Below are 26431 nucleotides of genomic sequence, written 5' to 3' on the forward strand. Positions count from 1 at the left end.
ACAATGAAATTCCGTTTTCACGCCGCCGCGGCTTTCGCCGCCGCTTCGACAGTTTTAGCCTTTACCGGCCAATCTCATGCAACCGTGTTCGCCGCTTGGCAAGTGACCAACCTTCCGTTTGGCGACACGCTCAACGTGCGCAAGTATCCGGCCGGGTCATCCCAGAAGCAGGCCGCCTATCCCAACGGAGCCGTTTTGCAGATGACCGGCAAATGCACCGGCGGCATAAACCTTCTCGACATCGCCAAGCAGCCGGCTTGGAGGCAGGAGCAGAAGATCCGTTATCGCTGGTGCGAAGTTTGGCATGATCCAGCACAGAACGGCACTTTCGTCACCGGCTGGGTCTATGGAAAATACATCGCCCCGCATTGACGGATCGGTGGCGGTCCACGGCTGATCTCTGGGCTATTCGCAGCAGCGGCCGAGACAAATCGCAACCTATGGTTTCGCGGACTCTAAACAACCAGCTAGCGCGCGCTACAACCAAGCATAGCGAAGCATTGAGATATTTTTACTAGCTGCAATGGATGTAACGGCAGCTTGACCTAGCGTCAGCCGCTGCTGGTCTGACCAGAAAATATCGTAAAGTTACAGAGTGCACGAAAGATTGAAGCTCATCGTGGAATATTTTCTTAACATCGATGAATATAGCACAAGAAGCGAATTGACTTACTTCGTTCACTGGCTCATTAGGATGCTGCGACGCGAATCGCAGAGGCTCTTTCCTGCAAAAATTTCGCGCGGTGCCCGACCTGTCAAAAATAGGGCGCAGATAGAAACACCTTTCGTTGGGGCCATGAAGCCATGGATATTGTCGAAACACCTTCCAGAAATAGTGATGCGCTGATCGAATTGACGGCCGATGTCGTAGCCGCCTATGTCAGCAACAATCCGGTGCCGGTCGGCGAGCTGCCGAGCCTTATTGCCGATGTCCATGCCGCCCTCGGGCGCGTGGGTGGGGCCAGTGAACAGCCGCCTGCCGACAAGCAGAAGCCGGCAGTAAACCCGAAACGCTCAGTCCATGACGACTACATCGTCTGTCTTGAAGACGGCAAGAAATTCAAGTCGCTGAAGCGTCATTTGATGACCCACTACGGTTTGACGCCTGACGAATATCGTGAAAAATGGGGCCTGGACGCAAGCTATCCGATGGTTGCTCCCAACTATGCTGCTGCCCGCTCCCAGCTTGCCAAGAAGATGGGTCTCGGCCGCAAGCGCAAGGGGCGCTGATAACCCGCACTCTCTCTACTTTGTGTTAGATGATCAACGGCGCCTCCGGGCGCCGTTTGCTTTTGGAGCATTGCTGCGCGACATGCGTTGCCATGTATCCGGCGCCGTCATGCCGATTGATTGCGCTGTTGACCTAATCAGCCAGTCAGGCGGTCTGCCTCAAGGCCGCCTCGGCGTCGCGCTTGATGCGCTTGACCATAGAACGAAGACCATTGGCGCGTTGCGGCGACAGGTGTTCGTCGAGGCCGAGTGCCTTCAGCGTGGCTTCCGCGTCGGTTTTCTGGATCTCACTGGCGGTTCGTCCCGAAAACAGCGCCAGCATGATGGCGACGAGGCCGCGCACGATATGGGCGTCCGAATCGCCGGCGAAGGTGACGACTGGATCGGAGCCCGACCCATATTCCGTGGTCAGCCAGACCTGGCTAACGCAGCCGGGCACCTTGTTGACGGAATTGCGTTCCTCATCGGGAAATGGCGGCAGCGCCTCGCCCAGTTCGATCACATAGCGATAGCGGTCTTCCCACTCGTCAAGCAGGGAGAAATCGTCGCGGATCGTTTGGATCGTCGTGGTCATCGCCCCGGATATAGTCACCCGGCGACGCCGCGTCACGGAAAAAGAGGAAAAACACCGTAGGCATCGAGCGGGCGATCGGCCTGCGGTGCAGTGATAGACGTGGCTGAAAAATACCTCAGTTCTTTGCCGGCAAGTCGCCCTTTGCCGGCAAGTCGACTTTCGCGGGCAGGACGATGTCTTCGGGCACGCTGCCGGTCGTTGTCGCCGTGTCGGGTTCGGCGGTCTCGTCGTCCAACATGGCGGCTGCGATCTTGGCGGTCTCCTTGGCTCGGGCGGTGATCGTGTGCATTGCGGACTTGCCGGTCTCGCAGACGTCAGGCTTGCGTTCGCATATGCCGGCAATGTCGCCGACCGCCTCGCGCGCCGCAAACAAGGCCTGGATCGGCCCGACGCTTTGGTAGCCGGTCTCGCCGGAGCCGACATTCAGCGGCAGCGCCAGAAGCACCAACGAAAACCAGAAAGCCATTCTTATCAGAAAGCCCATCTGTATGCCCTCTCATCCATGACCGGACCATGCATTCGTGCGGCATGACCTCTTTATGATTGCGATAGTGGCACAGACGCACAAAGGACGGCTTGTCTAGTCAGCGAAAATTTTCCTCAAATTTTAGGCAAATTCGAAACGAAGCATTTTGCAACGGGTTTGCCTCAGATCCAGGCTATTTTCTTCACTTAAGGTTAACCATCCATCTGACTGTTTTCTATAGTTATTTCTCAAAAGAGCAGCGTGCGGATGGCAGCTGTGAGCGGCGGGAGGGCGGTCAGCCCGGATAACGCTCCATTTACTATGGCTGCAATTGCCCAGGTTTTGCCGCGCCGGCCTCCCGATATTTGCCTCGGGCCGGGCATTGGTCGGTCCCGCCTTATCCATTCCTTAAACGCTGGATGCGAGTTTCAGATCAACAAAAGCGACCTGCGAAGCAGGGCTGTTCACGACCGGATGCGAGTGCGTTGAGTTGAGTTCGATAAGAACCAGATACGTTGAGTTGCCCGGCGCCATGGCAGCCGGTTGCGAACGTATGGTTCATCCGTCGATACTCGGACAGAACGACCGCCGGTGCCAGAGCCGATTTATCGGTGTCATGCTGGCCGCTCCGTTCTTTGCCGCAGGTGCAGCAGTCACGCTGGTCACCTCGGGCATTGGCGCTGCCGTGACCATGGCTGCGATCCTTGCGACGTTCGGCTTCTGCTGGTTTGCCGCCTTGCTGGTGGCGGCATCGGGCAAGATGGCGTTCGCCGGCCAGGTTGCCCTGGCGATGGGCAGTTTCGCTCTTGCCGGTGTCATTGCCGCAGCGGGAGGCCTGGCCTCGCCGGTCGCCATGCTTGTCCTGGCGCTGCCGTTCGAAGCCTGGTGGATCGGCGCGTCTCGTCGCGCCGCATTTTGGGGCACCGTATCCGCATCTGTCGCTATCCTGCTGCAGCCCTTTGCCGGTTTTGTCTTCCCGTTCGGCGCGGCAGAAATCGCTGCGTGGCATTGGCTGCTGCCGCTGGCCTGGGCGCTCACCCTCATTCCGCGGATAGCAGCCCTTGGCAACCCGGCCGGCGCGCAGCGTGACCCGGCGACGGACGATCGGCTCGAAAACGTCATCGACGCTGTTGTCCTGCGGGCAGGCAGGCATGGCGAGGTTCTGGATGCGTCGGCAAAAGCGCGCGCGATCCTGAAGCTGCAGCCGGAACTTCTGTTCGGTACCGGCCTGTTCGACCGCATCCATCTGTCCGATCGCGTCGCATACCTCAGTGCGCTGGCCGACATGCGCGATGGCGCATTGGCGCGCCGGCTCGATGTTCGCGTCCGGCTGCCGCAAAACGGCAACGGCCCGACGGCGGACAATTACCGGCCGTTTTCCCTCGAGCTGATGCGGGCTAAAGAGCAGGAGGACGTCTTCACATTCGTCTTGCGTGAAAACGACGAAGTCACCGGGTTGCGCGAAGAGCTTGCCGCTGCGAAAGAGGCGGCCGCGTCTGCCGAAGTGGCAAAGGGACGTTTCCTGGCGGTTGTCAGCCATGAGCTTCGCACGCCGTTGAACGCCATCATCGGTTTTTCCGACATGCTGTTGCATGAGATGTTCGGTACCTTCAAGGATCCGCGCCAGAAGGAATATGTCGGCCTGGTCAAGGAGTCCGGCCAGCATTTGCTTGCCGTCGTCACCTCGATACTCGATGTGTCAAGGATCGAAGCCGGCGCCTACGCAACCGAGCCGGAACCATTCCGCTTTGTGGAAGCGGTCGAAATGTGCCGGTCGATGATGCGCTTGCAGGCCCAAGCCAAGGACATCGAACTGCAAGCCCAGATCGCACCGGATGCAGGCGAGATAAACGCCGATCGTCGCGCCGTGCAGCAGATCCTCATCAATCTCGTTTCCAACGCGATCAAGTTCACGCCCGATGGCGGAGATGTCGTCGTCGGCGCCAAGCGGATCGGCTCGCGACTGCATTTCTGGGTCAGGGACACCGGCATCGGCATCGCCGAGGAAGACTTTGCCAATCTCGGCAAGCCGTTCATGCAGATCCAGAACGACTATACGCGCCGCTTCGAGGGATCCGGGCTCGGCCTGTCGCTGGTAAAGGGGCTGGTGGCACTGCACGAAGGCACGATGTCGATCGAAAGCATGCCAGGCGAGGGCACTACGGTGACGATCAGCTTGCCGGTGAACGGACCGAGGGGGCGTTCGACGGACAAGCCCGGCGTGCTGCCGATGCCCGCGGCCAAGACGGAAGGCGAGACGAAAGGGGACAGGCATGGCTCGCTCCGCAAAACAGCCTAAGGCGGTCAAGCGCCGCGGCAATGCCTTGCAAGGTGGCGCGGTCGCCATCGGCAGCCTGATCTCGCGCAACCCGGTTCTGGTCGGCGGTTCGACCGCCTTCCTGGTGACGCTGTTCTACGTCTCGGCGAACGCCCTGTGGTATCAGCCTTTTCCCCATGCCGGCGCGTTCTTCGCGACCAGGAGCATAGAGAACTTTCCTCGCGCAGACGCCGACGAGCCAGAGACTACCATCAACATCGTGCGGCCGGGGCCGGCCTCGGCACCGATCAAGAGCGATCCAGTCGTCGAACAGGTCCAGGGCATATTGAAGGATCTCGACTTCTACTCCGGTACGGTCGACGGGATTACCGGCCCCAACACGCGCAAGGCTATCCAAGCCTATCAGCAGAAGGTCGGGCTCAACGCCTCCGGCGAGATCGACAGCGTCCTGCTCGATCAATTGGGCGCCACGCCAACCGCCTCCACGGCGGTGCCGCATCCTGCACCTCGCCCGGGCGACACGGCCGCCGTTCCCGTTTCCGTTTCGACGCAGGCAAATGCGGCAGCGCCAGCGCCCGACGCCCGTATCATCAAGATCCAGGCCGGGCTGAAGGCATTCGGCAATGACGATATGCAGCTCGATGGCGTGGTTGGGGCACGCACCAAGGCAGCGATCAAGGAGTTCCAGTCGCTGTTCGGATTGCCGGAGACCGGCGAGCCCGACGAGGTCGTCTACGTTAAGATGCGCGAGATCGGCCTGACCAACTGAAGCTTTGACCTGCTAATGGTCGAAGCGATCGCTCGCGGATTGGCGAAAAACTCGCTAAACAGCACCCGGATCTCGTCCGGAGTTTTGTGATGCGCGTAACCACCGATCTGTGGGTGTCGGCCCTGCTGCGCCGGGTTTTCGGCGCCGGCGGCTTCGCGGCCGTGGTCAAGCGCGGCGCGACCGAGGCCGGCGCCGTTTTTGTGCTGGCGCGTGGCAGGCTGGGCGAGATCGCCCTGTTCGGGCCGGCGCCGCAGACGAGCTATGATTCAGCCAAGCCCGATGAGCGTTTCTTCAGCCTGCTCGGCGCAGGCGACGATGTCGCCGTCTTCGACGCTCGACTGGAAAGGGAGAAGAAATTCGACCCCGACATCTGGGTGGTCGAGATCGAGGCCGGCTCTGTTCCCGTCGAGGAACTGATCTCCATCAAGTCGCTCTAACGATCTTCATGAAAACAGAGGCTTAAAGCGTTCGCTTGAATCTCTTCAGACACGACGCGCCTTGACGTTAGCGGCAGCATTGTCGCTGTTCGCCTCGCGGATGTCGGCGTATGCCGCAACAGGTCCGGTATAGCGAACGGCCTTCGACAATGCCTCGGCTTTCCAGCCGCGGAGCCTGTCCAACGCTGCCTCGCGATGCAGCAGGCGGTAACGGTCGAGGAAGATGCGGATCGCCTGCGGATGCTGGAAAGTGGTGGGATAAACGGCGACGGTGATCAGGAACGCCCTGTCTTCGCCAAGATCGAGCGCGCGCAGGGCGGCCAGCAGCGACGTGTAATTCTGGTTTGCGGTAAGCAATCGCGCCGTTGAGAAATCGATTTCGAGCGCGTCGGCCAGTGCTGTCTGGAAGAACGCGGCGTTGCCGGTCAGCGCCGTCTCGCGCAGTTTGACATAGGTTTCGGCGCCGTCGGACGGACCGGTGGCCGCGCTGGCGCTCTTCGTGTCGGCATGCATCATCGACCGCAGCCGGCGCCGTGTATTTTCGGCAGCGGCGCCGGGCTCCGGTTGCGCGGCGGGATTGGGCGCGGCGAGTTCGGCGGTTTCGGGCGTCGGCTCGACGATCGCCTCCGGCTGTCGCATCCGTACCAATGTCGGCTTTTCAAGCACCCTGATCAGATCCGCGATGGTCGGGTTCAGGTTCTTGCGACGCGCGATGGCACGCGCATGCGGCAGGCCGTGCCGCCCGATCAGCGCGATGAGATCGACATCGCTGAGCGCGCGCGAGCGGATGAGCAGCGGGGCGGCGACGTCGACCGGCTCCTCGCAAAGCCGCCGGACCAACGCAGTGGGCGCATATTCGCACTCGGAAAGGGCGGCAGCGACGTAGCGGCGTGATTCGATCGACACATTGGCGAAAAGCGGAAGCGTCAGGTCTTCAAGCTGCGCGATCTCCCGGCGTGAAGGGCGGGTGAGCGAACAGAACGCCGACACCGCCGCACGGAACAGCCTTTCGGCCTTTCCCGATTCAGCCCGTATAGCGATTTGCCTGAAATCCGAAGCTGACACGAAGATACGCCTGATACTCGACACACAATCTGGACCATGCTCGACCGGGACTGTGTCGGTTTCGCATTCGCCGCGGGCCAAGGCTTCCTGACCTTTAGACAAAGATCAAATTAGCGGCGATCCGTTAGCGTTCCGTTAACCTACTGGCGTCCTTAATCAGATTGGAGGCGTTGCGTTGTGCTCCGGGGCAACCGAGAGGAATACGCGAACCATGGGCATGGTACTGTCTTTCGTGCCGCGAACGGCGGCAACCAATCGAGCAGAACAAAACACCGGAGCGCCGGCGGCGGTGATCATTTTCCCCGGCGTCCGCTATGAGCAACGGCCACTGACGGGCGAGACCCGGACAGGCGTCGGTCTGGACAAGCCGGGCTCGATGCCAGGCGCGTCGGGGACGCCAGGCTCGTCGGGGACGCTGCCTGTTCCACACCACTGATTTTCAGGATCCGCTTTAGAAATCCTGCAGCTCACAGGAGCTCTGATCGAGAAACCGCGACACGGTTGGCTTCCAGCTGTCGTCGGGAACGAAGGCGCGGATGACGAACATGCCTTCATCGATGGGTACCTCGACGAAGATTGCCCCTTGCAGTTCCTCGGGAAGATCCTTGCGCATCTCGATCATCTGCGCCGGCGTCAGGACGATACTGTCCAGCACCCTTCCGGTCGCACTGTGGTCGTTGAAGGAGTAGATGTTGTGGCCGCTGCGGTCATAGACCGATACGGACCAGAACGGGACGTTTCCTGGCGACTTCACCCGCACCATTCCTTCGGACAGATCGAACCGGCAAGCCGCTGCATAAAACAGCGGATCGACGGATTTCACCACCGGCGTCCCGCCGGCCTCTGCGTCCAGCCTGGTCATCCTATAGAGATCCGAGGCCATGGCCAGCCGCGACCAGGCATCACGTTCGGAAAATTCCGGGACGAGCAGCAGCACGACGATGTGCACGATGCCGGCGCCAAGCAGGCCGAGCAAGATCGCGTGCAGCAGCTTACGCATTGCAGCCGACCTTCACGATCTGCGGCAACTTGACATCCGAAAGACCCGTGCTGCTGGCAATTGGCGTGTCGTAGAATGTCAGCACGAAATACATCCGGCCGAAGCCGTCGGAAAGCAGCCAGTTGCCCGGCGCGGGGTGGTTGCCGACGGAAACCACCACCGAATTGTCGGGTTGGCGCACCACCTGGTAAGATTGAAGTGCCGCAAGCCTCGACTTGCCGGTCTCGACCACGCCGAGCGATTGATCGGCGGCATAGAGCGTCCAGAACCGCGCCGTGGGAAATCCGCCTTCGATTTCATAGGCGCATTGGCGTTTCAATTGTTCGCCGCCGGAATCGCGTTCGGCGATAAAGGACAGGCCTTCTGCCCGCCCGAGCGCCAGCACGCCCTCGCGCGCCACGCGGGCTCTTGAATAAGGGTCCGCCGCCTGCGTGCCGATATCGGGAAACGCCGTCCATGGGCCGATCCTGATCGCGCCGATACCATCCTGCGTCTTGAGAGCGTACCAGACGCTGCCGCCGCCGCCGCCGATGGCTATGGTAAGCGCGAGGAGCGTCAGGAAGGCATTCTTGAGCATGAAGAGCCGCGGGAAAGAGGAGTGCCGCTCGGGGATATCGCGGGGCAGGGGGCCATGGCAAGCGGACCCTCGGAATTTGCCGGCGCGAGTATGGCCTGGCCCGCGTGCCGGCATCAAAGCGCCGACAGGGTCTCCGGCGTCGTGGGTGCCTGGAGGACCGGCGCCGACTGGAACAGCCTTGTGATGTCCCTGAGCGTCCGCGTGGTTTGGCTGGACAGCACCGGCGGGCGCTCGGCGGCGGCGTTGGCCGCTGCTTGTTCGGCATTCTTCTTTTCCGCTTCCTCGGCCTTGGCGGCGATCTTTTCGTCGACGAAAGGATGATCGAGACCGGGGATCGGCTTGAGGTCGATATTCTGGTGCGCATAGACCATCAGCCGCTGCCACACCATCGCCGGCAGCGAGCCGCCGGTCATGTTGTTGGTCGGTGTGAAGTCGTCATTGCCGAGCCACACGGCAGCCGTGTAGTTGCCGGTGAAGCCGACATACCAGGCGTCTCGGTAAGACTGCGTGGTGCCGGTCTTGCCGGCCGATACGATGTTGGGAAGGGCTGCGCGCCGCGCCGTGCCCATCACCGGCACCGCCGCCAGCATGGTGTTCATGGATTTCAACGCCTGCTGCGAGAGCACTCGGTGCGGCGGCGGGGCGTCCTTGGTGAAATCGTAAACCACGTCGCCGGTACGGGTGACGAGCTGGGTGATGCCGTGCCGTGAGCCGACAAAGCCGTTCTGGGCGAACACGCTGTAGCCTGTCGCCTGGTCCATCACGGTCATGCCCGATGTGCCGAGCACCATCGTCTTGTGTGATTCGAGTGGCGATTCGACGCCCATGGCTTCCGCCATCGCCTTGATCGGCTTGATGCCGAGATAATCCTTGGCGAGCCGCACCGGCACGGTATTGATCGACTTGGCCATCGCCGTGATCAGCGTGACCTTGCCGGCCGATCCGCCATTGTAATTGTGAGGCGACCAACTGCCCCAGGAGATCGGGCCGCCGGAAACGACGGAGTCCGGCGTGAAGCCGTGCTCCATCGCTGTTGCGTAGATATAGGGTTTGAACGATGAGCCGCTCTGGCGTAACGCCTTGGTGGCGCGGTTGAATTGGCTGGCACCGTAGTCGCGGCCGCCGACGATCGCCCTGACCGCACCATTGGTTTCTATGACGACCATGGCACCCTCGGTGACGTTGTATTCCTTGCCGAATTGACGGAGATGGAACTCCATCGATTCTTCCGCCGCCTTCTGAATGTTGGCGTCGAAAGTGGTGTGAGCGACCACCGAATGCTGGCCGGACTTCGCCGCGATCTTCTTGACCTCTTCGAACGCCCAGTCGAGGTAGTAATCCGGGCTCTTCTGCTCGCCGCGGTCGACGATTTCGGCCGGATGCAGCCGCGCCTGCAGCACCTGGCCCTCGCTCATGAAACCGGCCTCGACGAGATTGGACAACACCACATTGGCCCGTGCCCTGGCAGCAGGCAGGTTGATATGAGGCGCGTATTTGGTGGGGGCCTTGAACAGGCCGGCCAGCATCGCCGCTTCGGCGAGATTCAGATCCTTGACGCTCTTGCCGAAATAGAAATCGGCGGCCGCTTCGATGCCGAAGGTGCCGCCGCCCATGTAGACGCGGTCCAGATAGAGCTGCAGGATCTCCTTTTTCGACAGATTGGCCTCGAGCCACAGCGACAGGAAGGCTTCCTTGATCTTGCGTTCCAACGTCCGTTCATTGGTCAGGAACAGGTTCTTGGCCAACTGCTGGGTGATGCTCGAGCCGCCCTGGACCACCGAATTCGCCCGTACATTCTCGAAGATCGCCCTGGAAAGGCCGAGCGCGTCGATGCCGTGGTGATCGAAGAAACGCCGATCCTCGGTGGCCAGCACCGCTTTGATGACCTGGTCGGGCATCTCGTCGACCGGCACCGAATCGCGCTGGATGATGCCGCGCTGGCCAATCTCGTTGCCGTAGCGGTCGAGGAAAGTGACGGCGAAATCGCCCTGGGCACGCCAGTCGCCGGCGGTCTCCTGGAAGGCCGGCAAGGCCAGCGCCAGCATGACGACGATGCCGCCGGCGCCGAGCGTGAAGGCCTCGCTTGACAGTTCGACGACGCCGCGGCGCCAGCCGGAGACGCGGAAGCGCCGGAAAAAAATCGTGGCCGCTTCCCAGAACCGGCGCGCTTTGAAGCCGATCTCGTAGAGCGAGGAATCAAACCACGCATCCGCCGCCAGCAGCCTTGCTGCAATCGGACCTCTTCTCTTGCGTGGTTTCAAAGGACTGGCCATTCCAGGATCCGGCTGCGGCTACGCCTCCCACTGAGAAACTGCATGGGGGCAATTTCAGGGCGGCGCGCCCACCAAGACTATTCGTCCATTTTGGCGCCGCTCACAAGGGCGAGGAGGACTTGCGCTGTACAGTTTATATACGGGAGTCGGGCTTGTGGGCCACCTCCAACGCCTTGCCGGCGCGCATCCGCTTTCAATACTACCGCGCCGCGATAAAGCGCATGAAATGCGCCACGTCGGTGTCGCTTGGCTCCTGGCCGGTAAAACTGCGCAGATAGGCGGCGAGATGACTGACTCTCGCCTCGACCGGTTCCTTGAGGTCGAGCACATAATAGCCGATCTGCATGTAATAGAGCACGCGGGCGCGGATGAAGGCATCCTCTTCATCGTAGCCGTGGCGGCGATACATGTCGCGGATCGCGCCCAGGCGGTCATTGTCGGCCTGGTCGATGGCCCGGCGCACGTCGTCGGAGCGACGCGCCCATTCCCGGATGGCAAAGTCGAGCCTGGGATCGAACAGGCGCTCATCGGCCCAGCATTCGAACACGTTCATCACACCCATGATGATGCTTTCGGCCGGCCGCTGCGCGCGTTCGACAATCGCCTTGGTGTTGGTGTCCCGCCAATGGGCAAGCAACTGGTCGAGCAGATCCTGACGGCTCTCGAAATACCAGTAGAAGCTTGAGCGTGAAACGCCGAGCTTCTGGCCGAGCGGCAGCACGCGCACGCTTTCGATGCCATCTGAAATCAATGTCTGGAGCGCAAGATTGATCCAGTCCCAGCGCGTTACCTTGATGTTGCCGGGCGCCGGCTCGTCCTGTGGAGCAATCATGATCATGCACCCACAATTGGCATGACGGATAACGACGCGCAAGCGGACTGGACAGCTATGCCTACACTCTAGACACATATGTACAGTACATATATGGTGCCAGGATTGAGCAAGCGTCGAACAGCCGGAGGAAGCCGTGAAGTCGCACTATCGTGCAGTCGTCATCGGGGGTGGCGTGGTCGGAGCATCGGTGCTCTACCATTTGGCGCGGTTCGGCTGGACCGATGTGGCACTGATCGAGCGCGCCGAGCTGACGGCCGGTTCGACCTGGCATGCGGCGGCCGGTTTCCATGCGCTCAACGCCGATCCCAATGTCGCCGCGCTACAGGACTACACCATCAAGCTCTATCGTGAGATCGAGGCCGAATCCGGCCTGGATGCCGGCCTGCACATGACCGGCGGCGTCAACATGGCCAGCGACCCCGCCCGCTGGGAGTGGCTGAAATCGGCTTGGGCCGTGTTCCAGTCGGTCGGCATCGAAACCGCCCGGCTGGTGAGCCCGGAAGAGATCAAGGAAATCTGCCCAATCGTCGATGTCAGCGACGTGCTCGGCGGCCTCTACGATTCCAACGAAGGCCATCTTGACCCTTACGGCACGACGCACGCCTATGCCGGGGCGGCAAGAAAGCGCGGTGCCGACGTCATTCTGCGCAACCGCGTTCTCGACCTGAAGCCGCGCGCCGATGGCGGTTGGGATGTGCTGACCGAGCAAGGCATGGTCGTTGCCGAGCATGTCGTCAATGCCGGTGGTCTCTGGGCAAAGCAACTCGGCCGCATGGCCGGCGTCGACCTGCCGGTGACGCCGATGGAGCACCACTATTTCGTCACCGAGGACATTCCGGAAGTCGCCGCCCTCGACAGGGAGCTCGGCCTTGCCGTCGATCTCGACGGCTTTGCCTATCTCCGCCAGGAGCGCAAAGGCGTTTTGCTCGGCATATATGAGCAGAACCCAAAGCACTGGAACATGGACGGCGCGCCGTGGGATTACGGCATCGAACTGATCCCCGAGGACATCGACCGCATCAGCCCGGAACTCTCCAGGGCTTATGAGCGCTTCCCCTGCCTGGCGACGGCCGGCATCAAAAAATGGGTGAACGGCGCCTTTACCTTCACACCTGACGGCAACCCGATTGTCGGCCCGGTGCGTGGCCTGAGGAACTATTGGGTCGCCTGCGGCGTCATGGCCGGTTTCAGCCAGGGCGGCGGCGTCGGCAAATCGTTGGCCGAGTGGATGATCCATGGCGAACCACGGGCCGATATCTTCGGCATGGACATCGCCCGTTATGGGGCGTTTGCCGCTAACCGCTGTTATCTCAAGCAGACGACGCGCCAGTTCTATTCGCGCCGCTTCGTCATGACCTTTCCCAATGAGCGCCTCCCAGCCGGCCGCCCGCTGAAACGCCCCGGCGCCTATGACGGCATGACGGCGGCAGGATGCGAATGGACGGCCTCATGGGGGCTGGAAATCCCGGCCTATTTTGCGCCAATGGACTTTCGCGAGAACACCACGCTGAAACGCTCCAATGCCTTCGACATCGTTGGCGACGAGGCGCTGCAGGTCCGGCGCGCCGCCGGTCTCGTCGACACCTCGGCCTTTTCGCGCTATGCGGTGTCCGGCTCGGGCGCGGAAGCCTGGCTCGACCGGCTGTTTGCCTCGAGGCTGCCGAAACCGGGGCAAGCGAAACTCGCGCCGATGCTGGGCCACGATGGCCGGCTGAAAGGTGATCTCACCGTCTTCAACTGGGATGGCGGCAACTACTGGATCATGGGTTCCTACTATCTCAGGGAATTCCATATGCGCTGGTTCGAGGCCCATGCGGCAGAAGGCGCGACCGTTACCGACATTTCCGACGCAATGTCCGGCTTCCTCGTCACCGGGCCGCATGCACGGGCGGTTCTTGCGCGCACCACGCATCAGGATGTCTCGGCCGAGGCCTTGCCGTTCATGGCTTGCGGCGAATTCGACATTGGCATGGTGCGTGCGCGTGTCGCGCGTCTGTCGATTGCCGGCGAACTCGGCTTCGAAGTCAACTGCCCGGCCAGCATGCATGCCACCTTGCGCGAAACGCTGCTGACCGCCGGGGAGGATCTCGGCCTTGCCGAGATCGGCTTCTACGCCCTCAACGCGCTCAGGCTGGAAAAGAGCTTCGGCATCTGGTCGCGCGAATTCACCCAGGGCTACACACCTGGCCAGACCGGACTCGACCGCTTCATCGCCTTCGGCAAGGACGGCTTCATCGGCCGTGAGGCGGCGTTGAGGGAACGGGAGGCCGGCGGCTCCAGGCAACACTTGGTGACGCTTGAGGTGGACGCGCTCGACGCCGACGCCAGCGGCTTCGAACCGGTCTGGCACAACGGCCGGCGCATTGGTTTCGTTACCTCCGGCGGCTATGGCTACACGGTCGGCAAGAGCCTGGCGCTGGCCCTTGTCGAACGCGATTTTGCGAGGGAGGGTACGGCATTGTCCGTGCACATTGTCGGCGTCGAGCGGCCAGCGCGCATCATCCCCGCCTCGCCCTACGATCCCCAGGGGAAGGCGATGCGGCAATGAGACAATAAGGAGTATCCGCCATGGTCGACGACGCCGCACGTGATTTAAGGCGCGAACGCAGGCGCGGGCGAACCGGCGAGGCCGGCAGCGAGTCCAGCCGGCGGCCGGACTATCGTACCCTGAAGAATCCGTTCCTGCCGCAGCCGATCTTTTCAGCCGACCAAGTTGCCGCGATCCATGACACGGCACTGCGCGTGCTTGAGGAACTTGGCGTCAAGGTGTTGTTGCCCGAAGCGCGTGTCACTCTTGCCCGTGCCGGCGCATTGGTCGATGAGGACAGCCAGATGGTGCGCATCGGTCGCGACATCGTGGCAGCCGCACTTACCTCGGCGCCGAAATCAATCCGGGCGCACGCCGGCGACCGTGCCCGAGACCTGATGCTCGAGCTCGGCTCGATGACATTCCTGGCGGGATCCGGGGCGCCCAACGTCACCGATCTGGAGCGCGGCCGGCGGCCTGGGACGCTTGCCGCTTTCGAGGATCTCATTCGGCTGGTGCAGCATTTCGACGTGCTACATATGCTTGGGCCCTGCATCGAGCCGCAGGACATCGACAATCGTTTGCGCCATTATGCCGTCAACCGGGCTCAGCTGACGCTCTCTGATAAGTTCCCGTTCGTCTTCGCGCGCGGCACGCCGCAGGTCGAGGATGGTTTTGCGATGATCAGGCTGGCGCGCGGGCTGTCGGAAGACGAATTCGCCAGCGGCGCCCATTGCTACACCGTCATCAACACCAACTCGCCGCGCCAGCTCGACATCCCGATGGCGCAAGGCATCATCGATTTCGCCAGGGCAGGGCAGGTGTTGATCATCACGCCCTTCTGCTTGGCCGGCGCCATGGCGCCGATCACCGTGGCCGGCGCATTGACGCTGCAGCATGCCGAAGCGCTGGCCGGGCTGACGCTGGCCCAGATCGTGCGGCCGGGCGCGCCGGTCGTCTATGGCTCCTTCTCGTCCAATGTCGACATGAAATCCGGGGCGCCGGCCTTCGGCACGCCAGAGCACGTCAAGGCGACGCTCGGTGCCGGCCAGCTTGCCCGCTTCACGGGCCTTCCCTGGCGCTCCGGCGGCGGCAGTGCCGCCAACATTTCGGATGCTCAGGCGGCCCACGAAACGCAATTCGCCCTATGGGGCTCGGTGCTGGCCGGCGCCACGGTCTGCATCCATGCGGCGGGCTGGCTCGAAGGCGGCTTGAGCGTCTCCTTCGAGAAGCTGATCACCGACATCGAGGCATTGCAAACGGTCGCCGAACTCTGCGTGGCGACGCCCGGCGACGAGGCCGCGATCGGCTTCGAGGCGATCGCCGAAGTGCAGCCGGGCGGACATTTCTTCTCGGCCGGACACACAATGGCGCGCTACCGCACCGCCTTCTACGAACCGTTGGTCGCCGACTGGTCGAATTTCGGCAATTGGACGCAAGCCGGCTCGAAGACGGCCACCGAGCGCGCCACCGGCATCTGGAAGCGGCTGGTCGCCGATTTCCAGCCGCCGGCCTCGGCGGTTGCCACATCAGGCGCTCTGGACGAATTCATCGCCCGGCGCACTGAAGAGGGCGGGGCAGCGCCGGTCTCGTGATGTAGTTCAGCTCACGCGCTTTCACATCGGGCGCTTGGCGCCGGTTTTTTGCGGATCACGGCGTATCGCGCCAGCATCGGCCCGTCTGTGCTTGTCGGCGGCAAGTCTGCGAATACGATCGAAGCGGCTTTCCTCGGCCGCTTTGGTTGCCAGCACTGCATTTGGCTTCGGTACGAACGTGATCATCTGTCGATCTCCCTGTCGTTGCTGACTGATGGAAGTCTTCCTGACTGGCGGAAATCCTTGGCACGCCGGGGAAATGCCCCGGCGGCCATTGTTCTGGCTCGGCCCGTCCGGCCTTGTCGGGCGGGCACTTCGGGCGACGGTCAGTAACCGCCCATGCCACCAGGGGCCGCAGACGCGGCATCCTTGGCGGGAATGTCGGTGATCATGGCTTCCGCAGTGATCAGCAATGCCGCGATCGAGCCAGCATCCTGCAGTGCTGTCCGCACCACCTTTGCTGGGTCGACGATGCCGGCCTTGATCATGTCGACATAGGTTTCGTTCTGGGCGTCAAAACCCTGGTTGTGATCCTTGCTGTCGGCGAGCCTGCCGACGACGATCGAACCCTCAACGCCGGAGTTCTCGGCGATCTGGCGGATCGGCGCTTCGAGCGCTCTCGACACGATCGAAATGCCTGCCGTCACATCGGCATTGGCTCCGGTCAGGCCTTTCAGCACGGCCTTGGCGCGCAACAGCGCAACGCCGCCGCCGGGAACGATGCCTTCTTCTACCGCCGCGCGCGTGGCGTTCAGCGCATCGTCGATACGGTCCTTCTTTTCCTTGACCTCGGACTCGGTCGCGCCACCAACGCGAATGACCGCGACGCCGCCGGCGAGCTTCGCCAGCCGCTCCTGCAGCTTCTCCTTGTCGTAGTCCGAGGTGGTCTCCTCGATCTGCCCCTTGATCTGCGCGACGCGCGCCTGGACCGTGGCTTTCTCGCCGGCGCCGTCGATGATCGTGGTCGTATCTTTTTCGATCAGCACGCGCTTGGCGCGGCCGAGCATGTCGAGTGTGATGTTTTCCAGCTTGATGCCGAGATCTTCGGAAATCATCTGGCCGGCGGTGAGCACTGCAATGTCTTCAAGCATCGCCTTGCGGCGGTCACCGAAGCCTGGCGCCTTGACTGCCGCGACCTTAAGGCCGCCGCGCAGCTTGTTGACGACCAGCGTCGCCAGCGCTTCGCCTTCGACGTCCTCGGAGATGATCAGCAGCGGCTTGCCGCTTTGCACCACGGCTTCGAGGATCGGCAGCATCGCCTGCAGATTGCCGAGCTTCTTTTCATGGATAAGGACATAAGGGTCCTCCAGCTCGACGCGCATCTTCTCGGCATTGGTAACGAAATAGGGCGAGAGATAGCCACGGTCGAACTGCATACCCTTGACGACGTCGAGTTCGGTGTCTGCGGTCTTGGCTTCCTCGACGGTGATGACGCCATCATTGCCGACCTTGTCCATCGCCTTGGCGATCATAGCGCCGACAGTTACGTCGCCATTGGCGGCAATGGTGCCGACCTGCGCGATTTCACCGGAAGACTTGACCTTCTTGGCGCGTGCCTGGATTTCTTTGACGACGGCGGTGACGGCAAGATCGATACCACGCTTCAGGTCCATCGGGTTCATGCCGGCGGCAACGAATTTGGCGCCCTCGCGCAAGATAGAAGCGGCAAGTACCGTGGCTGTGGTGGTGCCGTCGCCAGCGAGATCGTTGGTCTTCGATGCCACTTCGCGCACCATCTGGGCGCCCATGTTCTCGAACTTGTCGGCAAGCTCGATTTCCTTGGCCACCGTCACCCCGTCCTTGGTGATACGCGGCGCGCCATAGGCCTTGTCGATGATGACGTTGCGGCCCTTGGGGCCGAGCGTCACCTTGACGGCGTTGTTGAGGATTTCGACTCCGCGCAGCATGCGGTCACGCGCATCGGTGGAGAATTTGATTTCTTTGGCAGACATGATTTTCATCCCGTTCGTTGGTGGAGTCGGTCGCTTCGTTTGTCGAATCGGCCGGTCGCTTGAGGCATCGAAAGCCGTTGGCGGTTCCGCCCGATCAGGCGGCCTTGACGGCCACGGTCTTCTCGATGACGCCCATCTCGCTCTTGTCGATGATGCCCATCTCGCCCTTGTCGATGATGCCCATCTCGCTCTTGTCGATGATGCCCATGATGTCGGCCTCCTTCATGATCAGAAGGTCCTCGCCGTCTATCTTGACTTCGGTTCCCGACCATTTGCCGAACAGGATGAGGTCGCCGGCCTTGACATCGAGCGCGATCAGCGCGCCGCTTTCATCCCGCGCGCCTGGCCCGACGGCGATCACTTCGCCTTCCTGCGGCTTTTCCTTGGCATTGTCGGGGATGATGATGCCGCCCTTGGATTTGGTATCGCTTTCGGCGCGCCGAATGACGACGCGATCGTGAAGTGGCCGGAATTTCATGGGAACTTCTTTCTGGGGCCGGCGTAGGCGGCCACGCCCTTGTATAGGCGTTCTGGCACTCGATAGATAGGAGTGCCAAAAAATATTCGTCCTCTGTCGGAAACTATTGAATAGTATTATTTGGCATTTTCATTTTCAGGAATTCGATGAACATAAAATAATCCCGAAATTGATTTTTCCGCTCCGAGTACCTATTTTAGATGGGAAACTCACTTTCATAATCTCAATCAAGAAGGAGATTTTATCGATGGCGGAATTCAGTCAGAATATCATGGAGAAAGCTGAAGCGCGCTTCATGGAAAAGCAGAAGAAAACCGCGGAGCGTAATCAGGCAACGGCCGAATATGTTTCCGAAGCCAAAGCCAGGATCATCAAGACGGCAAGGCTGCGGGCGCTGCGGCTGGCCAAGGAAGAGGCCGACCGCGCCGCGGAGGCCCTCAATCCCGTCGCTCCCAAGAAAAAGCGGGCGTCGCGAGCGGTCAAGAAAGCAGACGTCGCATCAACGGAGGTCAAGTCATGAGCCTGACATTTCCCAATCGAAGCCGCAGCTACGACGAGGCGGGCAAACGCATCCGCTTCGTCGGCCATGACGGCATGTTCCAGATTTCCTTCTCTGTCGCCGCGGATGCCATCTCGAAGGCACCCCCAGAGGCCCCAACTGCCGAAGCCACCTATCTGGCGGCGTTCGACACCGCCTCCAACTCCATCTATGAAATCGCCAGGAATGCCTATGCCCGCACGCGCAAGAGCATATATGTGCTGACGGCGGCCGATTTTCGTTAGACCATGATCCCGAACTTTCGGTTCGGTAAAATTGGATCGGTCCTAATTGACAGTCGTTGCCGGCGCCGTGGCCTGCGGCATGCGCGACGAGAACGTGGCATGCGTGATCGAAACGAGGGTGCCCGATGCACCGCTGGTAAACTCCATCGTACCGTCGAGTTGTTTTACCAGCGCCTCGACGATGGCCGTTCCCAGGCCGCCCTTTGCCATGGCGGGATCGCGAATGATCTTGCCGCCGCCATTGTCGGAGACGACCAGTTTCCAGTCCGAGGCGTTAATTTCATAAGTCACCAGCACCAGCGCGCCAGCCCTGTGGGTCGGGAATGCATATTTGATGGCGTTCAATACCAGTTCGGTGACGATCAGGCCGATGCTGACGGCCTTGTCGGACGCGATCTTTCCATCCTCGGCCATAACCCTGATCTCGATCGGCTGCGTCTCGCCGATCATGGAGGAGCCCAGGCTGCTGCAAAGCTTGGACAGATACGAACTGACCTCGATCTGGTCGATGCCGCCCGATGAATGGAGATGGGACTGGACGGCGGCAACGGACATGACGCGCTGATGCGCGTCCTGCAGATGCTGGCGTGTTTCCAGCGAGGTTACGGCTCGCGCCTTCAGCAACAGGATGCTGGCGATGATTTGCAGGCTGTTGGCAACACGGTGCTGCATTTCCTGCAGCAGGATTTCCTTTTGACGTAGCAACTCTTCTGCCTGCACCAGCAATTCCGCCCTCTCACGCTCGATCGCGCGCCGGGCCGTGACGTCCATGAAGGCAAGCAGGATCGTCGAGCTTGGGTTGTTGTCGTAGATCACCTTGCGGGCGTTGAGCAGCATGGTCCTTCGCCCGAGATTGGGAAAATCATGCTCGACTTCGAAGCCATCCATCGATGTCTTCTGGGGAATGATCGTTTCCAGCAGCAGACGAAGCGCCGGTATGTCCCATTGGCCGTCGCCCAGTGCATAGAGCAGGCAGCCGGCTGTCTGTTCGGGATCGACCCTGAAGGTGCTGTAGAAGGCCCTGCTCGCCGAGAGCACGCGAAACCGGTCGTCCAGAACGAGAAACGGTTCTGGGATCGTGTTGACAATCGCTTGGGCAAGCGTTTGAGCGTCTTCAAGTTTGTCGACTGGATAGATCATGATGTCGAGGCGATCCGATCCTGGGTCGAGGATTGGCGAAAGCCGTCAGTGTCTAGGCCGGTCGCAGAACAATGACCGTCCAGGACTTTGCTGAGAACGCCGAGGTGGCTGGAATTCGCTGTTTTGTCGAGCGACATACGCTTGATCCCTCATGGGCGAAAGCGTGATCGACTCTTTCAACCGTCCGTATGCCTGCACGATGCGGACGACGCTCCAACCTATGTCAGTATCCGGCCGATGGCAATCAATCACCTTGGCGCGGTCTGACAGGACGCCATGAGACGTAGCTGCGAAGCTCAACAGTTTGTCCTCGGTAAGGCCGAGTCGGCTGATCGGTGCGGCAGGAGCAGACAACTGGCGGCAGGATCAGGGCTTGCGGTCCGCCTTTGCCCGTCGCTTGACGTCTCGGCTGTTCAGCCGATCGACCATCGCGTCCGCATCGCGTGTGTCCATGCCGACCATGACCTGGTGCTTGAGCTCGACGGGTTGGCCGGTGAAGACATCGAAGACGGTCCAGCTGTGCGGATGCTCCATGCGCAGTGCGTAGCGGTTTGCCATCCCGGCATCCTTTTTCGTTTCCGCCCCCGATCGATGGATGTCGACTGGTCAGGCCTGCGTGACGTAGAACACTGCCGCCAGGACAAGGACCGTCCACACGACGACGGACAGCTTCAAGACCAGGCCTCCGTGTGAAGACAAAAGCTTACGCATGTGAATCACCATCATGCTCTTCGACATGGTCGGTGCCGCCGCGGTTGCAACCGGTGCCTTGAGCCCAAGCTTTCCGAAGACAGGCAGCTGCGATGGCTCGCGCACGAAAACGACCTCGAATGTCCAGAGAAGAATCTGACGCCTTGATAGCATCGTTTTTCCAACTCCTTGCACGCCAAATGAGAGGTGTGGGTTAGCTATCATCCGCAAGACGTCCCTGACGCGAAAGGCCGCGGCACTCGAAATCCCGTGATCTGGCGCCAGAACTTCATCCCGGCTACGCTGTGAGCAGGAATCGCTGACGGCGTGAAGGCCTGTTCAGCTGTGACGGGCGAGGGGAGAAGACGATGACCGCGCCGGCCGCCGCGTTGCAGAAGGCCTTGTTCGAAGCGCTGAATGGTGACGGTTTCCTGTCAGCGGCCTTGGGCGGTGCAAAACTGTTCGATCACGCCCCGGAAAATGTCCCGTTTCCCTATGTCGCTTACGGCCGGACCAGCGTCTACGACTGGACAACAGGCGTCGAGAACGATGCCGAGCAGCTTTTCACGCTGCACTTCTGGTCGAAGTCCGAGGCGAGGAAAGAAATGCTCGATGCGATGGGCCTAGTCAGTGCCCGCCTCGATGATGCGCCCCTCGCGCTCGACGAGCATCACCGCGTCAATCTCAAACTCGAATTCACCGAGGCCCGTTACGACGAGGACGTTTCAGCCTATCACGGGCTGCTGCGCTTTCGCGCCGTGACGGAAGAAAACGCCTGACGCGCTTTCAATATGGCTGCAACACAGTTTAGACTGCGCGTTGATGAATTCGCCGGGTTGGAGCGGCGAATTCATAAGGTCGGTTGTCTCGCATTTCAGGGGGTGAGATAGGCATGTGCTGCAAGGCGTTCACTGTTCATTTCACGTTCAGCACCGATGCGTTAGAACGCTGATCATGAGAACGCTTCGCTCCCACTTCCGAACCGCGATACTGGCGCTGTCTGCGGCCGGTCTGTTCGTGTCGCAGGCGACGGCGCTGCCGGTCGTCATGCCGGAGCAGAAGCGGCTGGTCGTACTGGCTGCCTCCGACTGCTACGCGATCGGTCAGCAGGTTGCCGAGCAGAATGGCGGCACGCTGGCCAAGGCATCGCAGTCGACCCGCGGTGGTCAGCCGGTCTGCGTCATCGTCGTGCTGGTTCCGGGCAAGGACGGACAGCGTCCGCGCCGCACCGAGATCGTCGTTCCGCAGAATTGATCGCACCGTTTCCCAGTGTGCCGGAATCGGCCTATATCTGACCAATTCTTCAACAGGTGTTGATCCCCGCATGCGCGTACTGGTCGTCGAAGATGACAAGGATCTCAATCGGCAGATATCGGACGCGCTGCTCGACGCAGGCTATGTCGTCGACCGCGCTTTTGACGGCGAGGAGGGGCATTTCCTCGGCGACACCGAACCCTACGACGCCGTCGTGCTCGATATCGGCTTACCGCAGATGGACGGCATCAGCGTGGTCGAGCGCTGGCGGCGCGGCGGTCGCAAGATGCCGGTCCTGATCCTGACGGCGCGCGATCGCTGGAGCGACAAGGTGTCTGGCATCGACGCCGGCGCCGACGATTACGTTACCAAGCCGTTCCACATCGAAGAGGTGCTGGCCAGGGTCCGAGCGCTCATCCGGCGCGCGGCCGGCCATGCGTCGTCGGAGTTGACCTGCGGTCCGTTGCGGCTCGACACCAAGGCCTCCAAGGCCGATGTCGACGGCGTGCCGCTGAAGCTGACGTCGCACGAATTCCGCCTGCTTGCCTATTTGATGCACCATATGGGCGAGGTGGTGTCCCGGACGGAACTGGTCGAGCATCTTTACGATCAGGATTTCGACCGCGATTCCAACACAATCGAGGTCTTTGTCGGACGGCTTCGCAAGAAGATGGGCATCGACATGATAGAAACCGTTCGCGGCATGGGCTATCGAATGCGTGAGCCGGAGGCGTAAGGCGGAACCGCTCAAACAGACTGCTAGGACGCCGCTTTCACTGCGGTTCTGGCCGCGTTCGCTAGCGTTTCGGGTGATCGCGTTTTCCACGGTCTGGGCCATACTCACCCTGATCGTCATCTTCACGTTGATCACGACGCTCTATCGCCAGGCGAACGAACGCGGTTTCGACAGCTTGTTGTCGGCGCATCTGTTCAATCTGATCGGCTCGGTCGGCGTGTCGGAAGGCGGTTCGCTGACCGGTGCTCCCGACCTTGGCGATCTCCGGTTCTCGGAGCCGAATTCCGGCTGGTACTGGTCGGTGGAGCCTGCGTCGGAAGGCGTGCGCGGTGATCTGCACTCCTCCTCGATGACGAAGACGATCCCGTCGCCAAGCGTTGCCGAGGTCCCTTTCAATGCCAGCTTCCAGCGCAGCTATGCCACCGAAGGCATCGATGGCGAGGAGTTGGAGGTGTTCGAGAGCGAATTCGTTCTCGACGCGAAAAATCGCGCCGCGCGCTTCCGTGTCATGGGTAACCAGACCGAGCTAGAGCAGGAAATCGGCGCCTTCCAGCGTCGCCTGCTGACCTATCTCTCGCTGTTCGGCGTCGGCATGATCGCCATCAACGCCATCGCCATCCTGCTCGGCCTGCAGCCATTGCGCCGGGTCAGGAACGCGCTCGCCATGGTGCGCGAAGGAACCGCGCAAAGGCTGGACGGCAGCTTCCCGGCTGAGATCGAGCCGCTCGCCAACGAGACCAACGCGCTGATCGAAAACAACAAGCGTATCGTCGAGCGCTCGCGCACGCAGGTCGGCAACCTCGCCCATTCGCTGAAGACGCCGCTGGCGGTCTTGATCAACGAGGGGCGAGCGCTCGGCGGCGCCAAGGGCAAGCTGATAGCCGAGCAAGCTGCCTCCATGCAGAAGCAGGTTGACCACTATCTGCAGCGGGCCCGCGTCGCGGCGCAACGCGACAGCGTCGTCTATCGTACGCCGGTGACACCGCTGGTCGAGCGCATGGTGCGCGTGCTGCAAAAACTCAACCCGCAGACCGCTCTCTCGCTTTCGTTGCCGGCGGTCGACATCGTCTTTGCCGGCGAACGCGAGGATCTGGAAGAATTGCTTGGCAATTTGCTCGACAACGCCATGAAATGGGCAAAGAGCGCGGTCGCCGTGTCGGTGACACCAATCTCCGGCAAGAAGAGTGGCGCTGGCAAGGACGGTGCTGTCAATCTGTTCGAGATCAGCATCGAAGATGACGGCCCAGGCATTCCCGAAGACAAGGCCCGCGAGGCGCTGAAGCGCGGACGCCGCCTCGACGAGACCAAGCCGGGGACTGGGCTTGGGCTTGCCATTGTCGCCGACCTCGTCAACGAGTATGGAGGCGTTCTGGCTCTGGAACGGTCGAGTATGGGCGGATTGAAGGCGGTGGTTCAATTGCGGAGCCTTCAGTGATGCCTGCAGGGGCAAATCGACAATTGATCGGCGATGCGTGATATGGCGGCTTGTCGATTGGTCCCGGAGCCGTCGGTCGCGGCCAAATTTCCGACAAACATCAACACTATGTCCACGCCGACCTCCCCGATTGCGCGGCTCTCAGCTCTAACTCAAGAAAACCGGTTGTTGGCATGAAGATTCGCGTCGCGCTCATTTCCGTACTGCTGGCCGTTTCCGGGTGCACGACGCTGGGCAAAGGCCCGGGCGCCACGGTCGCGCCACAGCCTGCTGCGACGCCGCCAAGTAGCGGCAAGATCGCGACGACGATCATTTCCGCGATGGGGGGAGGCCTCGTCAGCGGATCGGTTGGTGCCGGCTTGAGCGACCCCGAAAAACGCAAGGCGCTGGAGGCTGAATACAAGGCGCTCGAGTACACCACGAGCGGTCAGAAAGTGACGTGGAAGAGCGATCGGTCGACGCATTACGGTGAAGTCGTGCCCGCCCAGCCCTATCGTGTCGGCTCGCAGGACTGTCGGCAGTACACCCACACGGTCTTTACCGGTGCCGCCGGCGCCACCGCGCGCGGGACCGCATGCCGCAACGCCGATGGCAGTTGGACGCCGCTGACATAGCGACGGGCCGGATAGGTCCGGTTGACATCAATCATGGACTTGCGGCGCGCCTGCCGTCAAAGCGTCGCAGGATGCCAGTGTTGGCAGGGCAGGGCTCTGCCGCTATTGGAAGTAGCATGCTGTTCTGGGTCATAGCTGCCGTTCTCACGCTGGGTGCAAGCCTGGCGGTTCTGCTGCCGTTGGCCGGCGGCCCAAAGGGTGGTTCGGCGAGCAGCGAGCACGACCTTGAAGTCTATCGCGACCAGCTGTCGGAGCTTGACCGGGATGTGGCGCGTGGCTTGATCCAGCCGACCGAGGCCGAAGAGGCGCGTGCCGAAATCGCCCGCCGCATCCTGCGCCTGGACAATTCCGATCCGGCCGACAAGACCGCGGCGCGGCAGCCGTCGATGGCGACCAGGTTGGTTGCGACCGCCGCCGTGCTGGTGGTGCCGCTGGTCAGCTGGGGCTTGTACAGCCAGCTTGGCTCGCCCGATCTGCCTTCGCAGCCGCTCAGCGAGCGGCTGGCCAAGAATCCCGCCGACAGTTCCGTCGAGGAGCTGGTGGCACGTGCCGAGGCCCATCTAGCCGCCAATCCGTCCGACGGCAGGGGTTGGGACGTTCTGGCGCCGATCTATCTGCGCATGCAGCGGTTCTCCGACGCGGTGACGGCATATCGCAACGCCATTCGCCTCGACGGCGACAGCGCCGCTCGGCAGGCCGGCCTCGGCGAGGCGATCGCCAGTGCGGCGGGCGGCATTGTTTCGGCCGACGCTCAGGCCGCTTTCGAGGCGGCGTTGAAGCTCGATCCGGCAAATCCGAAGGCCAGCTTTTATCTCGCGATGGGCATGGCGCAGGAAGGCCGCATTGGGGAGGCGACAGCGGCCTGGCAGAAAATGCTTGGCGCCTTGCCGCCGCAGGACTCAGCCTGGCGCAGCGCCGTCGAGCAGGCGCTTGCCGAATCCGCCAAGCGGAGCGTCGCTTCGGGAGAGCCTGCAAAAGGCCCAAGCACCGGGGATGTCGGCGCCGGGGATGTCGATGCCGCCTCGTCGATGTCGCCGCAGGACAGGGAAGCGATGATTAACACGATGGTCGCAGGCCTTGATGAAAAACTGCGGCAAAACCCGCGCGATGCGGAAGGATGGATGCAGCTTATTCGTTCCTATGTCGTGCTGGGCAAGGCCGATCAGGCGCGTGACGCGCTCAATCGCGGTATCGCCGTTTTTGGCTCCGATAGTGACGAAGCGAAGAAATTCACCGCCTTTGCCGTCTCGCTTGGCCTGACGGCGACGGAGTAAAACATGACGCGCAAGCAGAAAAGACTGTCGGTGATCGCTGGAGGGTTGGCCTTTCTCGGTGCCGCGACCGGACTGACCTTCTACGCGCTCGGCCAGAAGGCCTCGTATTTCTACATGCCCGCCGATCTGACCACCGCCAGCCTGCAGCCCGGCCAGCGCATCAGGCTAGGCGGCCTCGTCGAAAAAGGCACGATCGAACGCGGCCAGGGAGCCACCGTCGCCTTTTCGGTGACCGACAACCAGAAGCAGGTCAAGGTCACCTACACCGGCATTCTTCCCGACCTTTTCCGCGAGGAGCAGGGCGTCATCACCGAAGGCACGTTTCGTCCGGACGGCGTCTTCGTCGCCGACAGCGTGCTGGCCAAGCATGACGAGAACTACATGCCCAAGGAGGTGGCCGACGGCCTCAAGGCCAAGGGCGTGTGGCAGGAAAGCAAAAGTGAGTAACG

Annotated in this window: 30 protein-coding genes; 17 read left to right on the plus strand and 13 right to left on the minus strand. The window is 61.5% G+C overall.

All coding sequences use genetic code 11. The annotated features are described in order from the left end of the window. Positions 1–3 precede the first annotated feature (3 nt). Both ABID19_RS25635 and ABID19_RS25640 read left to right on the plus strand, forming a co-directional pair. The gene (locus ABID19_RS25635; protein WP_354493706.1) at positions 4–372 is read left to right on the plus strand and encodes an SH3 domain-containing protein; all 369 of its coding nucleotides are present in this window, start codon (positions 4–6) and stop codon (positions 370–372) included. A gap of 432 nt (positions 373–804) precedes the next feature. After that, positions 805–1230, plus strand: coding sequence for a Ros/MucR family transcriptional regulator (locus ABID19_RS25640; RefSeq protein ID WP_287244296.1), 426 nt, complete (start codon positions 805–807; stop codon positions 1228–1230). A 145-nt stretch (positions 1231–1375) separates the two neighbouring features. Here the strand turns inward: ABID19_RS25640 and ABID19_RS25645 are convergent, their stop codons facing one another. Beyond that, a complete protein-coding gene (locus ABID19_RS25645) occupies positions 1376–1804 on the minus strand; it encodes a SufE family protein (RefSeq protein ID WP_354493707.1) in 429 nt (142 codons plus the stop codon). Between the two features lie 115 nt (positions 1805–1919). Continuing rightward, the gene (locus ABID19_RS25650; protein ID WP_354493708.1) at positions 1920–2288 is read right to left on the minus strand and encodes a DUF5330 domain-containing protein; all 369 of its coding nucleotides are present in this window, start codon (positions 2286–2288) and stop codon (positions 1920–1922) included. A 535-nt stretch (positions 2289–2823) separates the two neighbouring features. Between ABID19_RS25650 and ABID19_RS25655 the strand changes: the two genes are divergently transcribed. The 3 genes from ABID19_RS25655 to ABID19_RS25665 all read left to right on the plus strand — a co-directional run bounded on the left by ABID19_RS25655 (position 2824) and on the right by ABID19_RS25665 (position 5754). After that, entirely contained in the window at positions 2824–4569 is a 1746-nt protein-coding gene (locus ABID19_RS25655; RefSeq protein WP_354493709.1) for an ATP-binding protein, read from the plus strand. Beyond that, complete coding sequence (locus ABID19_RS25660; RefSeq protein WP_354493710.1) at positions 4544–5317, plus strand: peptidoglycan-binding domain-containing protein; 774 nt, start codon at positions 4544–4546, stop codon at positions 5315–5317. Before ABID19_RS25655 ends, ABID19_RS25660 begins: the two co-directional genes overlap by 26 nt. 89 nt (positions 5318–5406) lie before the next feature. Next, positions 5407–5754 carry a DUF1491 family protein gene (locus ABID19_RS25665; protein ID WP_354493711.1) on the plus strand — a complete coding sequence of 116 codons (348 nt, stop codon included), beginning with the start codon at positions 5407–5409 and terminating at the stop codon, positions 5752–5754. A 45-nt stretch (positions 5755–5799) separates the two neighbouring features. On the opposite strand, the gene ABID19_RS25670 is transcribed toward ABID19_RS25665, so the two are convergent. Beyond that, positions 5800–6819 carry a DUF2336 domain-containing protein gene (locus ABID19_RS25670; protein WP_354493712.1) on the minus strand — a complete coding sequence of 340 codons (1020 nt, stop codon included), beginning with the start codon at positions 6817–6819 and terminating at the stop codon, positions 5800–5802. 211 nt (positions 6820–7030) lie between these two features. Between ABID19_RS25670 and ABID19_RS25675 the strand changes: the two genes are divergently transcribed. Continuing rightward, positions 7031–7255, plus strand: coding sequence for a hypothetical protein (locus ABID19_RS25675; protein WP_354493713.1), 225 nt, complete (start codon positions 7031–7033; stop codon positions 7253–7255). A gap of 15 nt (positions 7256–7270) precedes the next feature. Here the strand turns inward: ABID19_RS25675 and ABID19_RS25680 are convergent, their stop codons facing one another. From ABID19_RS25680 to ABID19_RS25695, 4 genes are all read right to left on the minus strand, one after another. After that, positions 7271–7819, minus strand: coding sequence for a DUF1254 domain-containing protein (locus ABID19_RS25680; protein WP_354493714.1), 549 nt, complete (start codon positions 7817–7819; stop codon positions 7271–7273). Further along, positions 7812–8396, minus strand: a complete 585-nt coding sequence (locus ABID19_RS25685; protein WP_354493715.1) for a DUF1214 domain-containing protein — start codon at positions 8394–8396, stop codon at positions 7812–7814. The genes ABID19_RS25680 and ABID19_RS25685 overlap by 8 nt, the downstream gene beginning before the upstream one ends. A 113-nt stretch (positions 8397–8509) precedes the next feature. Then, complete coding sequence (locus ABID19_RS25690) at positions 8510–10669, minus strand: transglycosylase domain-containing protein (RefSeq protein WP_354493716.1); 2160 nt, start codon at positions 10667–10669, stop codon at positions 8510–8512. A 199-nt stretch (positions 10670–10868) separates the two neighbouring features. After that, entirely contained in the window at positions 10869–11507 is a 639-nt protein-coding gene (locus ABID19_RS25695) for a TetR/AcrR family transcriptional regulator (RefSeq protein WP_352929101.1), read from the minus strand. Between the two features lie 130 nt (positions 11508–11637). On the opposite strand from ABID19_RS25695, the gene ABID19_RS25700 reads away from it, so the two are divergent. Both ABID19_RS25700 and ABID19_RS25705 read left to right on the plus strand, forming a co-directional pair. Then, positions 11638–14052 carry a GcvT family protein gene (locus tag ABID19_RS25700; protein ID WP_354493717.1) on the plus strand — a complete coding sequence of 805 codons (2415 nt, stop codon included), beginning with the start codon at positions 11638–11640 and terminating at the stop codon, positions 14050–14052. Between the two features lie 20 nt (positions 14053–14072). Continuing rightward, positions 14073–15626, plus strand: a complete 1554-nt coding sequence (locus ABID19_RS25705) for a trimethylamine methyltransferase family protein (protein WP_354493718.1) — start codon at positions 14073–14075, stop codon at positions 15624–15626. A 21-nt stretch (positions 15627–15647) separates the two neighbouring features. On the opposite strand, the gene ABID19_RS25710 is transcribed toward ABID19_RS25705, so the two are convergent. The 3 genes from ABID19_RS25710 to ABID19_RS25720 all read right to left on the minus strand — a co-directional run bounded on the left by ABID19_RS25710 (position 15648) and on the right by ABID19_RS25720 (position 18056). Continuing rightward, positions 15648–15812: a hypothetical protein gene (locus ABID19_RS25710; protein ID WP_354493719.1), complete on the minus strand. Its 165-nt coding sequence runs from the start codon at positions 15810–15812 to the stop codon at positions 15648–15650. A 140-nt stretch (positions 15813–15952) separates the two neighbouring features. Then, positions 15953–17578, minus strand: coding sequence for a chaperonin GroEL (groL, locus tag ABID19_RS25715; RefSeq protein WP_354493720.1), 1626 nt, complete (start codon positions 17576–17578; stop codon positions 15953–15955). A 94-nt stretch (positions 17579–17672) separates the two neighbouring features. Then, positions 17673–18056: a co-chaperone GroES gene (locus ABID19_RS25720; RefSeq protein ID WP_354493721.1), complete on the minus strand. Its 384-nt coding sequence runs from the start codon at positions 18054–18056 to the stop codon at positions 17673–17675. 247 nt (positions 18057–18303) lie between these two features. Between ABID19_RS25720 and ABID19_RS25725 the strand changes: the two genes are divergently transcribed. Next, a complete protein-coding gene (locus tag ABID19_RS25725) occupies positions 18304–18576 on the plus strand; it encodes a hypothetical protein (RefSeq protein ID WP_354493771.1) in 273 nt (90 codons plus the stop codon). Next, entirely contained in the window at positions 18573–18839 is a 267-nt protein-coding gene (locus ABID19_RS25730) for a DUF1488 family protein (protein ID WP_354493722.1), read from the plus strand. The genes ABID19_RS25725 and ABID19_RS25730 overlap by 4 nt, the downstream gene beginning before the upstream one ends. A 42-nt stretch (positions 18840–18881) precedes the next feature. Here ABID19_RS25730 and ABID19_RS25735 read toward each other — a convergent pair whose 3' ends face one another. The 3 genes from ABID19_RS25735 to ABID19_RS25745 form a co-directional block, all read right to left on the minus strand. Further along, positions 18882–19979 carry a sensor histidine kinase gene (locus ABID19_RS25735; protein WP_354493723.1) on the minus strand — a complete coding sequence of 366 codons (1098 nt, stop codon included), beginning with the start codon at positions 19977–19979 and terminating at the stop codon, positions 18882–18884. 366 nt (positions 19980–20345) lie between these two features. Continuing rightward, positions 20346–20537 carry a hypothetical protein gene (locus tag ABID19_RS25740; protein WP_354493724.1) on the minus strand — a complete coding sequence of 64 codons (192 nt, stop codon included), beginning with the start codon at positions 20535–20537 and terminating at the stop codon, positions 20346–20348. A gap of 48 nt (positions 20538–20585) precedes the next feature. Next, positions 20586–20843: a hypothetical protein gene (locus ABID19_RS25745; protein ID WP_354493725.1), complete on the minus strand. Its 258-nt coding sequence runs from the start codon at positions 20841–20843 to the stop codon at positions 20586–20588. Between the two features lie 194 nt (positions 20844–21037). Between ABID19_RS25745 and ABID19_RS25750 the strand changes: the two genes are divergently transcribed. The 7 genes from ABID19_RS25750 to ccmE all read left to right on the plus strand — a co-directional run bounded on the left by ABID19_RS25750 (position 21038) and on the right by ccmE (position 26429). Continuing rightward, complete coding sequence (locus tag ABID19_RS25750) at positions 21038–21448, plus strand: DUF3168 domain-containing protein (RefSeq protein WP_354493726.1); 411 nt, start codon at positions 21038–21040, stop codon at positions 21446–21448. Positions 21449–21623: 175 nt separating this feature from the next. Next, positions 21624–21923 carry a hypothetical protein gene (locus ABID19_RS25755; RefSeq protein WP_354493727.1) on the plus strand — a complete coding sequence of 100 codons (300 nt, stop codon included), beginning with the start codon at positions 21624–21626 and terminating at the stop codon, positions 21921–21923. A gap of 70 nt (positions 21924–21993) precedes the next feature. Further along, on the plus strand, positions 21994–22659 hold the full coding sequence (locus ABID19_RS25760) for a response regulator transcription factor (protein ID WP_292217009.1): 666 nt from the start codon (positions 21994–21996) through the stop codon (positions 22657–22659). After that, complete coding sequence (locus tag ABID19_RS25765) at positions 22643–24094, plus strand: ATP-binding protein (protein ID WP_354493728.1); 1452 nt, start codon at positions 22643–22645, stop codon at positions 24092–24094. Before ABID19_RS25760 ends, ABID19_RS25765 begins: the two co-directional genes overlap by 17 nt. Before the next feature lie 173 nt (positions 24095–24267). Next, the gene (locus ABID19_RS25770; RefSeq protein ID WP_354493729.1) at positions 24268–24708 is read left to right on the plus strand and encodes a hypothetical protein; all 441 of its coding nucleotides are present in this window, start codon (positions 24268–24270) and stop codon (positions 24706–24708) included. 116 nt (positions 24709–24824) lie between these two features. After that, on the plus strand, positions 24825–25982 hold the full coding sequence (ccmI, locus tag ABID19_RS25775; protein ID WP_354493730.1) for a c-type cytochrome biogenesis protein CcmI: 1158 nt from the start codon (positions 24825–24827) through the stop codon (positions 25980–25982). A 3-nt stretch (positions 25983–25985) separates the two neighbouring features. Next, on the plus strand, positions 25986–26429 hold the full coding sequence (ccmE, locus tag ABID19_RS25780) for a cytochrome c maturation protein CcmE (protein WP_095486555.1): 444 nt from the start codon (positions 25986–25988) through the stop codon (positions 26427–26429). Positions 26430–26431: the final 2 nt, after the last annotated feature.

This window comes from Mesorhizobium robiniae, assembly GCF_040545535.1.
Classification (GTDB): Bacteria; Pseudomonadota; Alphaproteobacteria; order Rhizobiales; family Rhizobiaceae; genus Mesorhizobium; species Mesorhizobium robiniae.

Bases quoted from the DNA above. Each gene is read 5' to 3' on its own strand.
- ABID19_RS25635 (WP_354493706.1), top strand. From the start codon at position 4: ATGAAATTCCGTTTTCACGCCGCCGCGGCTTTCGCCGCCGCTTCGACA.
- ABID19_RS25640 (WP_287244296.1), top strand. From the start codon at position 805: ATGGATATTGTCGAAACACCTTCCAGAAATAGTGATGCGCTGATCGAA.
- ABID19_RS25645 (WP_354493707.1), bottom strand. From the start codon at position 1,804: ATGACCACGACGATCCAAACGATCCGCGACGATTTCTCCCTGCTTGAC.
- ABID19_RS25650 (WP_354493708.1), bottom strand. From the start codon at position 2,288: ATGGGCTTTCTGATAAGAATGGCTTTCTGGTTTTCGTTGGTGCTTCTG.
- ABID19_RS25655 (WP_354493709.1), top strand. From the start codon at position 2,824: ATGGTTCATCCGTCGATACTCGGACAGAACGACCGCCGGTGCCAGAGC.
- ABID19_RS25660 (WP_354493710.1), top strand. From the start codon at position 4,544: ATGGCTCGCTCCGCAAAACAGCCTAAGGCGGTCAAGCGCCGCGGCAAT.
- ABID19_RS25665 (WP_354493711.1), top strand. From the start codon at position 5,407: ATGCGCGTAACCACCGATCTGTGGGTGTCGGCCCTGCTGCGCCGGGTT.
- ABID19_RS25675 (WP_354493713.1), top strand. From the start codon at position 7,031: ATGGGCATGGTACTGTCTTTCGTGCCGCGAACGGCGGCAACCAATCGA.
- ABID19_RS25680 (WP_354493714.1), bottom strand. From the start codon at position 7,819: ATGCGTAAGCTGCTGCACGCGATCTTGCTCGGCCTGCTTGGCGCCGGC.
- ABID19_RS25685 (WP_354493715.1), bottom strand. From the start codon at position 8,396: ATGCTCAAGAATGCCTTCCTGACGCTCCTCGCGCTTACCATAGCCATC.
- ABID19_RS25690 (WP_354493716.1), bottom strand. From the start codon at position 10,669: ATGGCCAGTCCTTTGAAACCACGCAAGAGAAGAGGTCCGATTGCAGCA.
- ABID19_RS25695 (WP_352929101.1), bottom strand. From the start codon at position 11,507: ATGATCATGATTGCTCCACAGGACGAGCCGGCGCCCGGCAACATCAAG.
- ABID19_RS25705 (WP_354493718.1), top strand. From the start codon at position 14,073: ATGGTCGACGACGCCGCACGTGATTTAAGGCGCGAACGCAGGCGCGGG.
- ABID19_RS25710 (WP_354493719.1), bottom strand. From the start codon at position 15,812: ATGATCACGTTCGTACCGAAGCCAAATGCAGTGCTGGCAACCAAAGCG.
- groL (WP_354493720.1), bottom strand. From the start codon at position 17,578: ATGTCTGCCAAAGAAATCAAATTCTCCACCGATGCGCGTGACCGCATG.
- ABID19_RS25720 (WP_354493721.1), bottom strand. From the start codon at position 18,056: ATGAAATTCCGGCCACTTCACGATCGCGTCGTCATTCGGCGCGCCGAA.
- ABID19_RS25725 (WP_354493771.1), top strand. From the start codon at position 18,304: ATGGCGGAATTCAGTCAGAATATCATGGAGAAAGCTGAAGCGCGCTTC.
- ABID19_RS25730 (WP_354493722.1), top strand. From the start codon at position 18,573: ATGAGCCTGACATTTCCCAATCGAAGCCGCAGCTACGACGAGGCGGGC.
- ABID19_RS25735 (WP_354493723.1), bottom strand. From the start codon at position 19,979: ATGATCTATCCAGTCGACAAACTTGAAGACGCTCAAACGCTTGCCCAA.
- ABID19_RS25740 (WP_354493724.1), bottom strand. From the start codon at position 20,537: ATGGCAAACCGCTACGCACTGCGCATGGAGCATCCGCACAGCTGGACC.
- ABID19_RS25745 (WP_354493725.1), bottom strand. From the start codon at position 20,843: ATGCTATCAAGGCGTCAGATTCTTCTCTGGACATTCGAGGTCGTTTTC.
- ABID19_RS25750 (WP_354493726.1), top strand. From the start codon at position 21,038: ATGACCGCGCCGGCCGCCGCGTTGCAGAAGGCCTTGTTCGAAGCGCTG.
- ABID19_RS25755 (WP_354493727.1), top strand. From the start codon at position 21,624: ATGAGAACGCTTCGCTCCCACTTCCGAACCGCGATACTGGCGCTGTCT.
- ABID19_RS25760 (WP_292217009.1), top strand. From the start codon at position 21,994: ATGCGCGTACTGGTCGTCGAAGATGACAAGGATCTCAATCGGCAGATA.
- ABID19_RS25770 (WP_354493729.1), top strand. From the start codon at position 24,268: ATGAAGATTCGCGTCGCGCTCATTTCCGTACTGCTGGCCGTTTCCGGG.
- ccmI (WP_354493730.1), top strand. From the start codon at position 24,825: ATGCTGTTCTGGGTCATAGCTGCCGTTCTCACGCTGGGTGCAAGCCTG.
- ccmE (WP_095486555.1), top strand. From the start codon at position 25,986: ATGACGCGCAAGCAGAAAAGACTGTCGGTGATCGCTGGAGGGTTGGCC.